This window comes from Kitasatospora sp. NPDC028055, assembly GCF_040637885.1.
Classification (GTDB): Bacteria; Actinomycetota; Actinomycetes; order Streptomycetales; family Streptomycetaceae; genus Kitasatospora.
Genome location: NZ_JBEZXE010000048.1, coordinates 1 through 14,943, shown reverse-complemented (window position 1 = coordinate 14,943; position 14,943 = coordinate 1). Strand labels below are relative to the sequence as shown.

At 71.5% G+C, this 14,943-nt stretch carries 13 protein-coding genes; 2 read left to right on the top strand and 11 right to left on the bottom strand.

Annotated elements, in window-relative coordinates; translation table 11 throughout:
- Nucleotides 1–71 precede the first annotated feature (71 nt).
- Both AB0F71_RS32810 and AB0F71_RS32805 read left to right on the top strand, forming a co-directional pair.
- Nucleotides 72–1,175 (top strand): PRC and DUF2382 domain-containing protein, encoded by a 1,104-nt coding sequence (locus AB0F71_RS32810; RefSeq protein ID WP_360242309.1) that lies wholly within the window; start codon nucleotides 72–74, stop codon nucleotides 1,173–1,175.
- A gap of 200 nt (nucleotides 1,176–1,375) precedes the next feature.
- Entirely contained in the window at nucleotides 1,376–2,866 is a 1,491-nt protein-coding gene (locus AB0F71_RS32805; RefSeq protein WP_360242306.1) for an MFS transporter, read from the top strand.
- 236 nt (nucleotides 2,867–3,102) lie between these two features.
- On the opposite strand, the gene AB0F71_RS32800 is transcribed toward AB0F71_RS32805, so the two are convergent.
- The 11 genes from AB0F71_RS32800 to AB0F71_RS32750 all read right to left on the bottom strand — a co-directional run bounded on the left by AB0F71_RS32800 (nucleotide 3,103) and on the right by AB0F71_RS32750 (nucleotide 14,799).
- Complete coding sequence (locus tag AB0F71_RS32800) at nucleotides 3,103–4,506, bottom strand: DNA polymerase IV (protein ID WP_360242303.1); 1,404 nt, start codon at nucleotides 4,504–4,506, stop codon at nucleotides 3,103–3,105.
- Between the two features lie 72 nt (nucleotides 4,507–4,578).
- Nucleotides 4,579–5,301, bottom strand: coding sequence for an ElyC/SanA/YdcF family protein (locus tag AB0F71_RS32795; protein ID WP_360242300.1), 723 nt, complete (start codon nucleotides 5,299–5,301; stop codon nucleotides 4,579–4,581).
- A gap of 97 nt (nucleotides 5,302–5,398) precedes the next feature.
- On the bottom strand, nucleotides 5,399–6,043 hold the full coding sequence (locus AB0F71_RS32790; RefSeq protein ID WP_360242297.1) for a MerR family transcriptional regulator: 645 nt from the start codon (nucleotides 6,041–6,043) through the stop codon (nucleotides 5,399–5,401).
- Nucleotides 6,044–6,273: 230 nt separating this feature from the next.
- Complete coding sequence (locus tag AB0F71_RS32785) at nucleotides 6,274–6,750, bottom strand: bifunctional nuclease family protein (protein ID WP_030062493.1); 477 nt, start codon at nucleotides 6,748–6,750, stop codon at nucleotides 6,274–6,276.
- Between the two features lie 97 nt (nucleotides 6,751–6,847).
- Nucleotides 6,848–7,540 carry a MerR family transcriptional regulator gene (locus tag AB0F71_RS32780; RefSeq protein ID WP_360242426.1) on the bottom strand — a complete coding sequence of 231 codons (693 nt, stop codon included), beginning with the start codon at nucleotides 7,538–7,540 and terminating at the stop codon, nucleotides 6,848–6,850.
- Between the two features lie 182 nt (nucleotides 7,541–7,722).
- Nucleotides 7,723–8,265, bottom strand: coding sequence for an FHA domain-containing protein (locus AB0F71_RS32775; RefSeq protein ID WP_360242294.1), 543 nt, complete (start codon nucleotides 8,263–8,265; stop codon nucleotides 7,723–7,725).
- 562 nt (nucleotides 8,266–8,827) lie between these two features.
- Nucleotides 8,828–9,739: a DUF881 domain-containing protein gene (locus AB0F71_RS32770; protein WP_360242291.1), complete on the bottom strand. Its 912-nt coding sequence runs from the start codon at nucleotides 9,737–9,739 to the stop codon at nucleotides 8,828–8,830.
- A 232-nt stretch (nucleotides 9,740–9,971) separates the two neighbouring features.
- Nucleotides 9,972–10,304 (bottom strand): small basic family protein, encoded by a 333-nt coding sequence (locus AB0F71_RS32765; protein ID WP_030062488.1) that lies wholly within the window; start codon nucleotides 10,302–10,304, stop codon nucleotides 9,972–9,974.
- Nucleotides 10,301–11,386: a DUF881 domain-containing protein gene (locus AB0F71_RS32760; RefSeq protein ID WP_360242288.1), complete on the bottom strand. Its 1,086-nt coding sequence runs from the start codon at nucleotides 11,384–11,386 to the stop codon at nucleotides 10,301–10,303. Before AB0F71_RS32760 ends, AB0F71_RS32765 begins: the two co-directional genes overlap by 4 nt.
- A 172-nt stretch (nucleotides 11,387–11,558) precedes the next feature.
- A complete protein-coding gene (locus AB0F71_RS32755; RefSeq protein ID WP_360242285.1) occupies nucleotides 11,559–14,054 on the bottom strand; it encodes a mannose-1-phosphate guanyltransferase in 2,496 nt (831 codons plus the stop codon).
- A 124-nt stretch (nucleotides 14,055–14,178) separates the two neighbouring features.
- Nucleotides 14,179–14,799, bottom strand: coding sequence for a CDP-alcohol phosphatidyltransferase family protein (locus AB0F71_RS32750; protein ID WP_360242282.1), 621 nt, complete (start codon nucleotides 14,797–14,799; stop codon nucleotides 14,179–14,181).
- Nucleotides 14,800–14,943: the final 144 nt, after the last annotated feature.

The following is a 14,943-nucleotide window of genomic DNA, read 5'->3' as shown; positions in this document are numbered from 1 at the left end:
TGGCGGAGAGGACGGGTGCTCCGACCGCCTCACCCGCGGGAGTTCCGCAGGCGCAGCGCTTGGAGGAAAGAGTGCAGACCGACATCGACCCCAGGGACCTCATCGGCCACAAGGCGGTCGACCGCAACGGGGACAAGATCGGCACGGTGGACGAGGTGTACCTGGACGACGCCACCGGGCATCCGGAGTGGGCGGCCGTCCGCACCGGCATCTTCGGCCGGGACGCCTTCGTCCCGCTCACCACGAGCGAGTTCTCCGGCGACGAACTCCGGGTGCCGTACGACAAGTCGCTGGTGAAGGACTCGCCGGACTTCGGCGTGGGCCAGCACCTCTCGCCGGCCCAGGAGCTCCAGCTCTACCGCTACTACGGCCTCGACACCCCCGTGGACGGCCGTCCGGCGGCCGCGGAACCCGCCCGGGACGACCGGCCGGACCTCGACTTCGGCACCACCACGGCCGCCGCGGCCGCCAGGCCGATCGCCTTCCACTCCCCCGACCCGGCCTCGACCACGACCGCGACCGGCACGACCACCATGACCAGCACCGGCACGACCCACACCAGCACCGACACCGCCACGGAGGCCCACGTGCGGACCCTCAGCACCCCCGCACCGATCGCCAACGGCACCGCCCCCGCGCCGGCCGCCGCCCACCTGGTCGAGCCGAAGCCGCACCCCGCCGCGACCACCCCGGCCGCGAACGGCACCGCCGCCTCCTCGGCCCCCAGCGGCCCGGTCGAGATCACCTGCCGCGAGGAGCGGCTGGACATCACCACCGAGTGGCACGTGCTGGGCAGCGCGAAGCTGCGCAAGTACGTGACCAGCGAGCAGGTCGAGCGCCGCGTCCCGGTGGTCCGCGAGCGGGTCCGGGTGGAGCGGATTCCGGTCAGCGACGCCGAGCGGGCCTCGCTGACCGAGAAGGAGATCGCCGAGGCGGTCGAAGAGGTCACCCTCCGTGAGGAGCGGCCGGTGGTCCGCAAGTACCTCGCCCCGGTCGAGCGGGTCCGCCTGGTGGTGGAGCGCTACACGGAGGAGGAGGTGGTCCGGGACGAGCTCCGCCGCGAGCACGTCGAGGTCCACGACGACACGGCCGCCACCGCGCCGGACGAGGCGGACGACCCGCTCGTCCACGCCGCCGACGGCTCCCTGCCCGCCGCCCTCCGCCCGCTGGCCTGACCTCCCCCGAACTCCCCGATCTCCGCTGATCCCACCCAATCGCAGCGATCCCACCAGGGCCCCGGACTCCCGGTCCGGGGCCCTGGTCGTGCCCCGAAGTTCCCCACTTTGCCAAACCTTAACCACTCGATATTTGACAACATGAACTATCCCCCGCACAGTTACTTGAGTTCATTCACTATGTACGGGAGGAAGCAACCGTGAGTGAGGCAGTAAAGCCCACCACCGCGGCCGAGAAGCAGAGCAACGCCCGGGTCCTGCCGGCCCTCATCCTGGCGATGCTGTCGTTCAGCGTGGTGCAGACCGCGGTCGTCCCGATCCTGCCGTCGCTGGCCAAGGAACTGGACGTCTCCGGGTCGAACATCACCTGGCTGATGACCGCCAACCTGCTGTCCGCCGCCGTGCTGACTCCCCTGCTGGGCCGCTTCGGCGACCTCCGGGGCCGCAAGCCCATGCTGCTGATCTCGCTGGCCGGCCTGGTCGCCGGTTCGGCGCTGGCGGTCTGCACCCACTCCTTCACCTGGCTGATCGTCGCCCGCGTCCTCCAGGGCGCCGGCGGTGGCGTGATGCCGCTGGCGATCAGCATCGTCCGTGACGAGCTGCCCAAGCAGAAGGTGACCGGCGGCGTCGCCGCCATCAGCGCCTCGATGGGTGTCGGCTCCGGCCTGGGCCTGGTCGCGACCGGCCTGCTGCTGGAGCACTGGAACTACAAGTCGATCTTCTGGATGGGCCTGGCCTTCGGCCTGCTCGCCGTCGCCCTGGTCGCCTTCCGGGTCCCGACCGACCCGGTGACCGACAAGGAGGGTGGCGCCGATCCGCTCGGCGCGCTCACCCTGGCCGCCTGGCTCTCCGCCCTGCTCGTCGCGGTCAGCCAGGGCAACCACTGGGGCTGGACCTCCACCAAGACCCTCGGCCTGTTCGCCGTCGCCGCGGTGGTCGCCCTGATCTGGGGCGTTATCGAGACCAAGGTCGCCCACCCGCTGGTGGACCTCAAGATGATGGGCCGCCCGGCGGTCGCCTTCACCAACCTGGCCGGCCTGCTGATCGGCTTCGGCATGTACGGCTCGTTCATGGTCATCAGCAACTTCTCCCAGACCCCGGAGAAGCTGGCCCACTACGGCTTCACCGCGACCGTGCTGCACGCCGGTGTGATGCTGCTGCCGTCCGCGATCGGCTCGATGGTCGCCGCCCCGATCGGCGCCCTGCTGATCGCCCGCCGCGGCCCGCGCCTGCCGCTGGTCCTCGGTGGCGTCCTCGGCGCGATCGCGATGGCCTACCTGGCCCTGCGGCACAGCGCCGAAGGCGACATCTACACCGCCTCCGCGATCTTCGGCCTCGGCATCGGCCTTGCCTTCGCCGCGATGCCCGCCTTCATCAACGGCGCCGTCCCGGTCGAGCAGAGCGGCATCGCCAACGGCATGAACTCCGTGCTCCGCACCGTCGGCGGCGCGATCGGCACCGCCGTGATGACCGCGATCCTGACCGGCGACACCATGAAGCTCCCGATCAAGATCCCGGTGCTGCTGCCCACGCTGGACGCCTACAAGCACGCGTTCTGGGTCACGGCCGCCGTCTGCGTCATCGCCGGCGCCGTCCCGTTCCTGATCCGCACCACCAAGCCGGCCGCCACCGTCGCCGGCGGCGCGGCCCGGCAGGACTCCAGCCCCGAGCTGGCCAAGACCGACGCCTGACGAGGCGTCCGGCCCCCGCGTTCAGGGACAGGACGCGCGGGCCCGGGCCTCCGCCCGGTCGCGAGGGCATCACGACCGTCCGGGGCCCGGCACGGAATGCGGCCCCACCCGGTACTCCTACCGGGTGGGGCCGTTCCGCGTTCCCAAGCCGTTCCGCGTTCCCGCGCCGGTGCGTCCCGCGCCCCGCCCCCGGTTCCCCTCGGCCTCGGCCCCCACGGCCTCGGCCCCCGCCCGCCTCAGTCCCCCTGCGCGTCCGGCTCCTCCGGCTGCTCCAGTTCCTCCGGCTGCCGCAACGGCAGCGGCCGGGCCGGCTCCAGCGCCGGATCGTCCACCGCGAAGGTCCGCACCCGCCCCGGCCCGCTCCACGGCGTCTCGAACCGCACCGTCACCCGCCCCACCCCGCTGCCCTGCACCCACCCCGGCCCCAGCTCGGCGTGCCGGACGTCCTGCCCGGGCATCCAGCGCCGCACCACGACCTCCTCCGGCTCCTCCTCGGCCACCGCCGCCTCGGCCACCTCGGCGTGCTCCGCCGCCTCCTCCCGCAGCGCCTGCGCGAAGAGGTCCTCCTGGGTGTAGTCCGCCAGTTGGGCCACGCCCACCCCGAGCAGCCGCACCCCGCCGGTGATGTCCACCTGCTCGGCGAGGCGCCGGGCCGTCGCCGTGATCACCGCCTCGTCGTCGGTGGGCCCGCCCAGGGTCTCCGAGCGGGTCAGCGTGGAGAAGTCGAACCGCCGCACCTTGAGCACCACCGTCCGCCCCGAGCGCCCGGCCGAGCGCAGCCGCCGGACGCACCGCCCGGCCAGCGCCTCCACCTCCCGCAGCACCCGGTCCCGGTCGGCCAGGTCCACCTCGTAGGTGTCCTCCACCGAGACCGACTTGGCGTCCTGGTCGGCCACCACCGGCCGGTCGTCCAGCCCTGTCGACATGTGGAAGACCCCGGTGCCGTGCGCCCGCCCGAGCAGCTGGACCAGCTCCGCCTCCCCCGCCTCCGCGAGGTCCGCCACCGTGCTCAGCCCGGCCCGCCGCAGCACCTGTTCGGTGGCCGGCCCGATCCCGGGCAGCGCCCGGACCGGCATCGGGCCGAGCACGGCCCGCTCCTGCCCCGGCTCGATCAGCACCAGCCCGTCCGGCTTGGCCTGCTCGGAGGCGATCTTCGCCATCAGCTTGGAGCCCGCCGCCCCCACCGAGCCGGTCAGCCCGGTGAGCCGATGGATGTCCGCCCGGAGGTCCTCCGCCAGGGCCAGCACCAGCCGCTCCCCGGTCTCGTGGTCCGCCTCCGACAGCACCGGACCGTACGGACCGGCCTCCAGGTCGACGAAGGCCTCGTCCAGGCTCAACGGCTGCACCAGCGGCGACAGTCGGCGCAGCAGCCCCATCACGATCTCGCTGTTCTGCCGGTACGCCTCGAACCGCCCGGACAGGAAGGCCGCGTTGGGGCACAGCCGCCGCGCCTGGGCCATCGGCATCGCCGAGTGCACCCCGAACCGGCGCGCCTCGTACGAGGCCGTGGAGACCACCCCGCGCCCGCCGAGCCCGCCGACGATCACCGGCTTCCCGCGCAGGCTCGGCTTGGCCGCCTGCTCCACCGCCGCGAAGAAGGCGTCCATGTCGAGGTGGATGATGCTCGGCAGAGATCGCACCCGCCGATCATCGCGCACGGGTCCGACAGTGCGTACGAACCCGGCCGACGCCCCGCGCCCGCCGACCCCCGGTTACTGCTTCGCGGCCTCCGCCAGCGCCTTCGGGATGCCGTCCTCCTTGGGCCCGAGGAACACCGGGTCCGGCCGCAGCCAGGCGTTCACGGCCGCCTTGCCCGCCCCGGCGACCTCCCGCAGCCCGCCGTACAGCCAGGTGGCGTCGTGCGGCTCCGGCACCCCGACCGCGTACGAGCGGATCCCCGCCGCCTCGCACAGCGCCAGCGCCCGCCGGACGTGGAAGTCCTGGCTGACCAGCACCGCGCGGTCCACCCCGAAGATCCGGTGCGCCCGGGTGCAGGAGTTCCAGGTGTCGAAGCCCGCGTAGTCCCGCACCACCCGGTCCCCGGGGACGCCGTGCGCGGTCAGGTAGCGGTACATCGCGTCCGGCTCGTCGTACTCGACCCGCCCGTTGTCCCCGGTCACCAGGATGGCCTTGACCTTGCCCTCCCGGTACAGGTCGAGCGCCGCCACCAGCCGGTGCTCCAGGTACGGCGACGGCTCGCCCTGGTCCAGCCCGGCGCCGAAGACCACCGCCACCGGAGCCGAGGGCGCGCTCTCCACGGTGCCCACCCGGTCCCCCGCCCCGAACCAGAGCCAGGCGCTGGGCGCCAGCGCGAGCGAGCAGAGCAGCGTCGTCGCCTGGAAGACCCTGCGCTGCGTACGGCGTTCCCGCAGCCGCGCCCGCACCCCGCCGGCCCGACGCCGCAGCAGCTCCGATATCCCGGTGCCGACCTCCACGTGCCCCTCCCTCGATCGTCTCACCAGGCAACACGACGAGGCCGTGGGCCGGAACGGTTCCCCGCTCCGGCCCACGGCCCCGTGGAAGTGCTGCCGGTCAGACCGCCCGGTTGCGCCGCTGCGCCAGCTCGTCCGCCGGATCGTCGCCGACCAGCGTCTCGCCGGTGTCGGTCCGCTCCGCGTGCAGTCGACCGAGGGTCAGCTCCAGCTCCTGCCAGACCGCTCCGACCGCGATGCCGAACACCCCCTGACCGCCCTTCAACAGGTCGACCACGTGCTGCGGCGTGGTGCACTCGTACACCGTCGCACCGTCGGACATCAGCGTCAGCCCGGCCAGGTCGGCCTGCTCGGCCGCCTGCAGATGGGCGACGGCCACCCGGATGTTCTGCAGCGAGACACCGGCGTCGAGCAGCCGCTTGACGATCTTCAACAGCAGCACGTCGCGGAAGCTGTAGAGCCGCTGACTGGTCGCCGGGTACGCGGTGCGGACGCTGGGCTCCAACAACCCGGTGCGGGCCCAGTAGTCCAGCTGGCGGTACGTGATGCCGGCCGCCGCGCAGGCCGTCGGGCCACGGAAGCCGATCAGTTCGGACGTCGGGGCCAGCCGCTCGATCGCGGGCTGGCCCGGCTGCACGGCCGGGAACCTGCTCATCCGGGGCAGGTCCGCCACGGTGCGAGCGGTGCGCGGCATGTGCACGGCGCACAGGCCTCCCACGGCCGCGTCATCGCCGGTGCTGCTCATGCCTACCTCCGTCCACTCGTGCTGCGGGCAACCGACTGCGGGCATCGGCCACCCGGACAGCCACTCCTGACGGTAGGCAGTCCCCTATGACCCGTCAACGATCGCCACGCCGGGCCAGACAAACCACATCACTCAGGAGAGTGGTTTTTCGTGCCCCTAGTGTGGGTAGGTGGACGGATTTTGGCAAAACGGCACGCTCAAGGGCCGACCAGCCTCGCCGGACGGGCACCCTACTGCGGGCCGCCGCCCCCGAAGTCCTCGGGCGACACCTGGTCGAGGAACTCGCGGAACTTCTCGACCTCGTCCTCCTGCTCGTCCGGGATCGCGATGCCCGCCTCCGCGAGCACCTCCTCGCTCCCGTAGATCGGCGTGCCGGTGCGCAGGGCCAGCGCTATCGCGTCGGACGGCCGGGCGCTCACCTCGACCCCGCCGGCGAACACCAGCTCGGCGTAGAACACGCCCTCCCGCAGGTCGGTGATCCGGACCTCGGTGAGCTGCTGGCCGAGCGCTTCCAGGACGTCCTTGAACAGGTCGTGCGTCAGCGGGCGCACCGGAGTCATGCCCTGCTGGGCGAAGGCGATCGCGGTCGCCTCGCCGGGGCCGATCCAGATCGGCAGGTATCGATCTCCCCCGACCTCCCGAAGCAGCACGATCGGCTGGTTGGAAGGCATCTCCACTCGGACACCCACGACGTCGAGCTCATTCACACAGGCAACCCTATGGCTCCGACCCCGGATATGAAAGCGCAGGGCCGACGCCGCTGGTCAGCGCGGTGCACCGGCCCCGCGGAGGGCATCCCCACGCCTAGGAGCGAGGCCGCAGACCGGCCTGCACCATGGCCGCGTGCAGCCGTACCGACAGCGTGGCCAGCTCCCGTGCGGTGGCCTCCGCGTGCGCCCGGGTCTGCGGGTTCCGGTGCCGGCGCAGCGGCGCCACCACCTGCTCCACCAAGGCGATCTCGCGGTCCGCCGCCGCCTTCATCGCCCTCAGGTGCCGCGGTTCCAGCCCGTACCGGCCGAGTTCGGCCACCAGCCGGGCCACCTGGAGCGCCTCCCCGTCGTACCCGCCGTCCGGGCCCGGCGCGACCAGCCCGTACGCCTCCCACTCGGCCAGCTCCGGCTCCCCCGCCCCGGCGGCGGCCAGCAGCTCGGCCCGCCCCAGCCGGACCCCGGAGGCGACCTCGGCCGAGGCCACCAGCTCGCGGTCGGCCTCCTCCAGCGGGCCGGGCCGGGCCTCGGCGGCCGGCAGCGCGGGCGGGGCCTCACCCCGCTCGATCGCGTCCAGGTGCTCGCGGATCACCCGCAGCGGCAGGTAGTGGTCCCGCTGCATCCGCAGGACGTAGGCCAGCCGCTCCACGTCGGAGGGGCTGAACTTGCGGTACCCCGAGGGGGTGCGCTGCGGCTCGACCAGCCCCTCCGCCTCCAGGAAGCGGATCTTGGAGATGGTCACCTCGGGGAAGTCGTCGCGCAGGAAGGCCAGCACCGCGCCGATGCTCAGCAGTTCGTCACCACCGCGCCGTCGGCCGGCGGGCCGGTCCGGACGGACCGGCTGCCTGGGGGCCGCGACCACCCCGCGCCCGCCGCGGTCCGACTGCGGACCGGACGACGACGCAGGGTTGGCCGCCCCGAGAGAAGAGGAAGGAGTATTCGTATTCACTCGGGCTCCTGCCGACGTTGGTTTCAGTACCCCCGGTTGTGGCCGGCGAAGAACACCAGCCGGTACTTCCCGATCTGCACCTCGTCGCCGTTGTTCAGCGGCACCTCGTCGATCCGCTCCCGGTTGACGTAGGTGCCGTTCAGGCTGCCCACGTCCGCGACGCTGAATCCGGCCGGAGTGCGGCGGAACTCCACGTGGCGGCGGGAGACCGTGACGTCGTCCAGGAAGATGTCACCCTGCGGGTGACGCCCGGCCGTGGTGACGTCCGAGTCCAGCAGGAACCGGCTGCCCGAGTTCGGACCGCGCTGGACGATCAGCAGCGCCGAGCCCGGCGGCAGCGCGTCGATCGCCGACAGCACCTCGGCCGACAGCGCCGGCGTGGTACCGGTACCGGTGGTCGCGGACGGGTCGTAGGACTCCAGGCCGGAGATCGAGATCGTCGAGGTGGTCTCCGCCGCCCCCTCCGGCAGCAGCCCGCCGCGCAGCGCCGTACCGCAGTTGGAACAGAAGCGGGCCGCGGCCGGGTTCTGGTTGCCGCACCTGGGGCACGGAGTGGGGCCAGCCATGTTCACAGCCTCCTGGCGCGGCACACCCGACGGGTTGTGCCCGGCGTACGGGTCCGGGGCAAACCCTCCACCAGAGGTTGAGGGTGCTGACGGGAAACCTATGCGCGGGTCGCCGGAGGGGTCAACCGACGCGCCGTAGCCCGCCGGATTCCCGGCGTACTGCGCGGCACCGTCCCGGTACAGCTGCTGTCCGGCGTACTGACCCGCCTCGGGGGCAGGGCGCATGCCCGGCACCGCGGGCTCGTCCTCCGCCCGGCGGTGCCGGGCGGTCGGCGCCTCGACGGCGGCCGCGTCGCGACCCTTGTTGCGACCGAACAACTTCGAGAAGAAACTCACGGGCGAATCCCCTTGCGTGTGACAGACCCGCCCGCGGGGCAGGGTGAGAACCTCGGACAGGCTGCGGGCCCGATTGCGGCTCGGGCCTGCTGGAGCGGTACTCCGACGTGTGGTGCTGCGGTTGGTGCTACGGAGCGTACTGGTGCGAACCAGTCTCTCCCACGCGACGACGACACCCCGCACCGGGTGCCGCGGGCCCGTGACGGGCCGTTCGTCGAGCGCCCCGTCACTTCGAAGCCGGCTTGGCGTACTGCGGCGTCTTCAGATCCACCAGGGCGTCCACGACCACCTTCTGCTGCTGGGTGATCGTCGCCCGCGCCTGGTGGCTCTCCAGGGTGCGCACGACGCCCCCCGGGATGTTCAGCGCGGGTGTCAGGTCCTGCGGGTTCCCCACGACGGTGAACCGATAGGGCTGCGAGACCTTCTTCCCGTCGATCTGCACCCCACCGCCCGACAGGTCGGTGAAGTAGGTGTTGACCACCACGCGCACATCGTTGATCTGAATCGCCTCCGCCCCCGCCGCTCGAAGTTCCTGCAGGGTGTCCAGCAGCATATCCGCCTTCACCTGCCCTTGGGGGTCATCGACCGTGAGGACGATGCCCGGACCAGTGGCTTTGACCGTACCGGCCAGCACACCCAGTTCCGTCATCTTCTTCCTGGTCTGCTCCTGGGCCTCCTTGGCCTGGTTGGAGCTGTTCTCCAACTTGCCCAGGGACTGCTCGAGCTCGGCCTTCTCCTGTTGCAGACGCTGCTGACGGCTGTCCAGTTCGTCGAGGATCCGGACCAGGTCCTCCTGGCGGGCCCCGCGCAGCTGGTTGTGGTGGTCGTTGGTCGACCGCACCTGGATCGCCAGCCCCAGCCCGAGCGAGAACAGCAGCAGCGCCACCACCAGTTGCCCGCGCGACAGCCGCGGCGGCCAGATCGCCGCCTTCAACCGCCGCCGACCGGCGTGCCGGTCCACGGCGGGCGGCTCCTCGGCTCCCTCCGGCTCCCCGGCTCCCTCCGACTCCTCGACGGAACCGGGCTGCTCGACCGCCTCCGGCTCCGCGGCTTCCGACGGCACGTCGGCCCCGGCCGCGGCGGGCGCCGGCCGAGGCTCGGCCGTCGGCCCGGGCGCGGCCGCCTTGGTCAGCCGCACCGGCGCAGCCGGCTCCGCCGCCCCGGTCTCAAGCTCAGCCTCAGCCTCAGACTCCGCCGGCTCCCCGGCGGCTCCGGGCTCCACCGGGTCGGCCCCGGCCTCCGCCGCGGCCTCCTCGACGACCTTCCCCGGCGGCTCCTCCGGAGCCTTCCCGACCGCGTTCCCGCCCGGCTCCGCGGCGGTCTCCTGCACCGCCGCCTTCGCCCGCTCCTCCGCCGCCTCGCGGCCCGGCTCAGGCACGGAAGACATGGCGCCGGATCGCCGCCGCGTTGGAGAAGATGCGGATGCCGAGGACGACGACCACACCCGTGGACAGCTGCGAACCGACACCCAGCTGGTCGCCCAGGAAGACGATCAGCGCGGCGACCACCACGTTCGACAGGAACGAGACGATGAAGACCTTGTCGTTGAAGATCCCGTCCAGCATCGCCCGGACGCCGCCGAACACCGCGTCGAGCGCCGCCACCACCGCGATCGGCAGGTAGGGCACGACGGCGTCGGGCACCTCGGGTTGGACGAAGAGCCCGACGACCACCCCGATCACGAGACCCAGTACGGCAATCACGGTCTAGCTGCTCCTGTCCCTGTGGTGGTCTTGGTCGATCCGCCGGACGGACGCCGCTTCGCGGACGGCCCGGCGCCGGGCGCGGACGGTGAAACGGACGCGACGGGGCTCTCCGAGGTTCCCGGGCCGCCCGACGGCGTCCCGCTCGGACCGGCCGACGGAGTCGCCGAACCGGACGCCGACGCGGACGCCGTGGGCGAGGCCTCGGGCGTGACGGGCTGGGCGCTCCGCAGCGACACGCCGACCGCCGCCGGCAGGGTCAGGCTCTTCTGGGTGGAGAGCGTCGACTTGATGCCGTACTTCTCCTCCAACAGGCGCAGGTACTGCCCGGCCATGTCGTTCTCGAAGGCGCTGAGCAGCTTCGGCCCGTCCCCGATCGCCTGGATGTTGTACGGCGGCACCAGCGGCCGGTTGTCCACCAGCACCGCCTCGCCGGCGGCCCGGATCGCGGACAGCGCGGTCAGCCGCTGGCCGTTGATCGAGACGGCCTCCGCCCCGGATCCCCACAGACCGTTCACCACCAGTTGCAGGTCCCGGTCGCGCAGCCGGCCGCTGTTGGAGAAGCCCTGCCCGGCCCGCGGGTCGACGTTGCCCCCGCCACCGGTGCCGGCCGCGTCCTCCAGGACCAGCTTCACCCCCGGCCCGGTGACCTCCCCCAGCCCGACCTCACCGGTCAGGCCGCTGCCACCGGCGTCCCCGGAGGCCAGTGCCTGCTGCTGGGTGTCGTCGACCTTGCGCCGCAGGTCCTGGACCTCCTTCTGCAGGTGGTCCGCCGAGCCGTTGCTGTCGTTGATCCGGTGGATCAACGCGTCCCGTTCCTTGGCCAGCGTCGGCTCCGCCTTGTGCGCGTTCACCGCGCCCACCGTGACCACGGCCCCGACCAGCGCCAGCCCGGCGCCCAGCGTCAGCAGTCCGCGCAGTGTCCGGGGTATCCGGCTGTCGTGCTCACCGCCCCGGGCCGCGGCCGCCTCGGCGTAGCCCTCGTCCAGGCTGTGGTCCATCACGTTGGTCAGCAGGGACATCGAGGCGTCCGGGCGGTTGTACCGTCCGTTCGGAGCACTCGGTGTCGGCGTCGCTGGCATGCGGACCATCGTCCCACGACGGCGGAGGGCCCTGCGCACGGCCCCTGAGCTGCACACACGCCACACACATCAACGGAAAGTGACGGACCCTTCCGAATGAGGTGAAAACGGACAACGGGGCGTGCGGATGGAACCGCACGCCCCGCCGTCCAGGGGGTGTCCGCTCAGGACCTCACCGACCCGCACCCTCCACCACGGCAGCCCACTCGTCCAGCAGGGCGTCGGTGGCCTCGTCGTCCGGGCCCTCAGCCCACAGGTGGGTGACCGCCTCGGCCGGGTCCGGCAGCACCAGCGTCCAGCGCCCGTCCGCCTCGACGACCCGGACCCCGTCCGTGGTGTCCAGCCGCCGGCTGCCGGCCGCCTCCACCACCGAACGCATCACCATGCCCTTCGCCGCCCACGGCGTCGCGATGTCCCGCCGGCGGATGTGCGCCTGCGGGATCCGCGCGTCGATCTGGCTCAGGGTGAGCTGGGTCCGCGCCACCAGGCCGACCAGCCGGACGAAGGCCGCGGCACCGTCCAGCACCCCGCTGAACTCGGGCACCACGAAGCCGCCGCGCCCGTCCCCGCCGAACACCGTGCCCTCGGCGGCGGCCGCCTTCGCGAGGTCGTCCGGCGTGGTCGTGGTCCAGATGACCTGGGTCCCGTGGTACGCGGCGACCTGCTCGGCGATCCGGGTCGTGGTCACCGGCAGTGCCACCTGCCCGCTGCGCCGCTCCGCCGCGACCAGGTCCAGCAGCACCAGCAGCGCCCGGTCGTCGTCGATCACCCGGCCGAGCTCGTCCACGAACGCGACCCGCTCGCCGACCGGGTCGAACCGCACCCCGAAGGCCGCCCGCGAGGAGGCCACCAGCTCGCCGAGCCTGGCCAGCCCGGCCCGTCGGGTCTCCGCGTCCTCGGTGGGCCGCGCCTCGTCCAGCCCGCTGGAGACGGTCAGCGTCTCCACCCCGAGCCGGCCGAGGATGCTGGGCAGAACCAGCCCGGCACTGCCGTGGGCGGTGTCCACCACCACCTTCAGCCCGGCCTCCCGGACCCCGGTGGTGTCCACCGCCCGCAGCAGGTTGCCCGCGTAGGAGTCGAACACGCTGGACGGGAAGGTCAGGTCCCCGATCTCGCCCGGGAACGCCCTCCGGTACTCCTGACGTGCGTAGACCCGGTCGAGCTTGCGCTGCCCGGCCTGCGAGAGGTCCGCCCCTCGCTCGTCGAAGAAGAGGATGTCCAACGAGTCCGGCACCCCGGGAGTGGTCCGCAGGAAGATCCCGCCCGCGCTCCCCCGCGCGGTGTGCTGCCGGGCCACCGGCATCGGCACGTTCTCCAGGTCGCGGACGTCGATCGCGGAGGTCTGCAGCCCCGAGATCATCGCCCGTTTGAGCGCACGCGCACCACGCGAGTGGTCACGCGCAATGGTGACGGTGGCCCCCTTCTTCAAGGTCGTGGCGTACGCTCCCGCCAGCCGCACGGCCAGCTCCGGGGTGATCTCGACGTTGAGGATGCCCGAGACGCCGCGGACCCCGAAGAGGTGCTCCTGGCCGCGCGACTCCCAGATCACCGAGGTGTTGACGACGGCGCCGGCCTCGATGGTCTTGAACGGGTAGACCCGGACGTTGGCCCCGATGATCGACTCCTCGCCGATCAGGCACTCGTCCCCGATCACCGCGCCGTCCTCGATCCGCGCGGCCCGCATCACGTCGGTGTTCTTGCCGACCACGCAGCCGCGCAGATTGCTCTGCGGCCCGACGTAGACGTTGTCGTGCACCACCGCCTTGTGCAGGAAGGCACCGCGCTTGACCACCACGTTGCTGCCCAGCACGGTGTGCTCACGGATCTCCACGCCGGCCTCGACCTTGGCGTAGTCCCCGATGTACAGCGGTCCGCGCAGCACCGCTTCCGGGTCGACCTCCGCCCCTTCGGCCACCCAGACGCCCGGCGAGATCTCGAAGCCGTCGAGCTCGACCTCGACCTTGCCCTCCAGGACGTCTGCCTGGGCCTTGCCGTAGCTCTCGTGGGTGCCCACGTCCTCCCAGTAGCCCTCGGCCACGTAGCCGTAGACCCGCTTGCCCTCCTTCAACAGCTGCGGGAAGACGTCACTCGACCAGTCCACGGACTCACCCGCGGCGACGTAGTCGAAGACCTCCGGCTCCATCACGTAGATACCGGTGTTGACCGTGTCGGAAAAGACCTGGCCCCAGGTCGGCTTCTCCAGGAAGCGCTCGACCCGGCCGTCCTCGTCGGTGATCGTGATCCCGAACTCCAGGGGATTCGGCACCCTGGTGAGACAGACCGTGACCAGTGCGTTCTTACTGCGGTGAAAGTCGATCAATTCGGTGAGATTGAAGTCGGTCAGCGCGTCACCGGAGATCACCAGAAAGGAGTCGTCCTTGAGCGCGTCCTCGGCGTTCTTGACACTCCCCGCAGTGCCTAGTGGCGTCTCCTCATGGGCATACGTGAGGTGCATGCCCAGTTCCTCGCCGTCACCGAAGTAGTTCTTGACGAGTGACGCCAGGAACTGCACGGTGACGACGGTGTCGGAGAGGCCGTGCCGCTTCAGCAGCCGAAGCACGTGCTCCATGATCGGCATATTCGCGACCGGAAGCAGCGGCTTCGGCATGCTGGAGGTCATCGGGCGGAGTCGGGTGCCCTCGCCCCCTGCCATTACTACGGCTTTCATTACGGGTGCGTCCTCCTTCGCGGTGGTGGACCTGCAGGTCCATCAAACCGTTCCAGAGGGTTCTCTACCCGGAAGGTCCCGTCCGACGCACCGGCGCGGCGTGGGACTTCTCTCAGATCACGTCTCAGGCTGTGGACGCCGAGCCCGCGGGGCCGGCCTTGATGATCTGCCGCGCCTGCACCGCGTAAAGGATCGCCGACCACCAGTACAACGTGGTCCCCCACCAAATGAAGGCCCAGCTCACCACCTCGGCCGGCCGGGCGATCCAGCTGTCGATGCCACCGAGCAGGAGAAGCGGAAACGCGTACATCAGATTGAAGGTCGCGGCCTTGCCGAGGAAACTCGTCTGGAGCGGCCCGTAACCGTGCCGGTTCAGAATGGGCAGCAACGAGGCGATGAAGACCTCGCGGGCCAGCAGAATCGCCGTCACCCACCACGGCAGGAACTCACGCCACGTCAATCCGACGAGCGTGGACAGCACATAGAGCCGGTCCGCCAGCGGATCCAGCAGCTGCCCCACCCGGCTGATCTGCCCCCACCGCCTGGCGAGTTTTCCGTCCAGGTAGTCGCTGACTCCGCTGAGCATCAGGATCAGCAGCGCCCACCCGTCGTTCTTCGGCCCGCCGAAGACCGGCCACAGAATGAGCCAGAGAAAAACCGGGACGCCGACCAACCGGCCCATGCTCAGCAGGTTGGGGATGGTGAGGACGCGATCGGTCTGGACCCGCGTCTCCTGGACCTCCACCCGAGGCCTCCTGTCCTGTGTCACGACAATGCACGTTGACCCTACAACAGAAAAGCCCCCGCCGGGTTCACCCGGCGGGGGCTTTTCTGAATGATTGTTCGGCGGCGTCCTACTCTCCCACAGGGTCCCCCCTGCAGTACCATC

Excerpts from the sequence above, each read along its gene's own strand:
- AB0F71_RS32790 (WP_360242297.1), bottom strand. The coding sequence starts at position 6,043 with ATGAGCAGCACCGGCGATGACGCGGCCGTGGGAGGCCTGTGCGCCGTG.
- AB0F71_RS32775 (WP_360242294.1), bottom strand. The coding sequence starts at position 8,265 with ATGGCTGGCCCCACTCCGTGCCCCAGGTGCGGCAACCAGAACCCGGCC.
- AB0F71_RS32760 (WP_360242288.1), bottom strand. The coding sequence starts at position 11,386 with ATGCCAGCGACGCCGACACCGAGTGCTCCGAACGGACGGTACAACCGC.
- AB0F71_RS32755 (WP_360242285.1), bottom strand. The coding sequence starts at position 14,054 with ATGAAAGCCGTAGTAATGGCAGGGGGCGAGGGCACCCGACTCCGCCCG.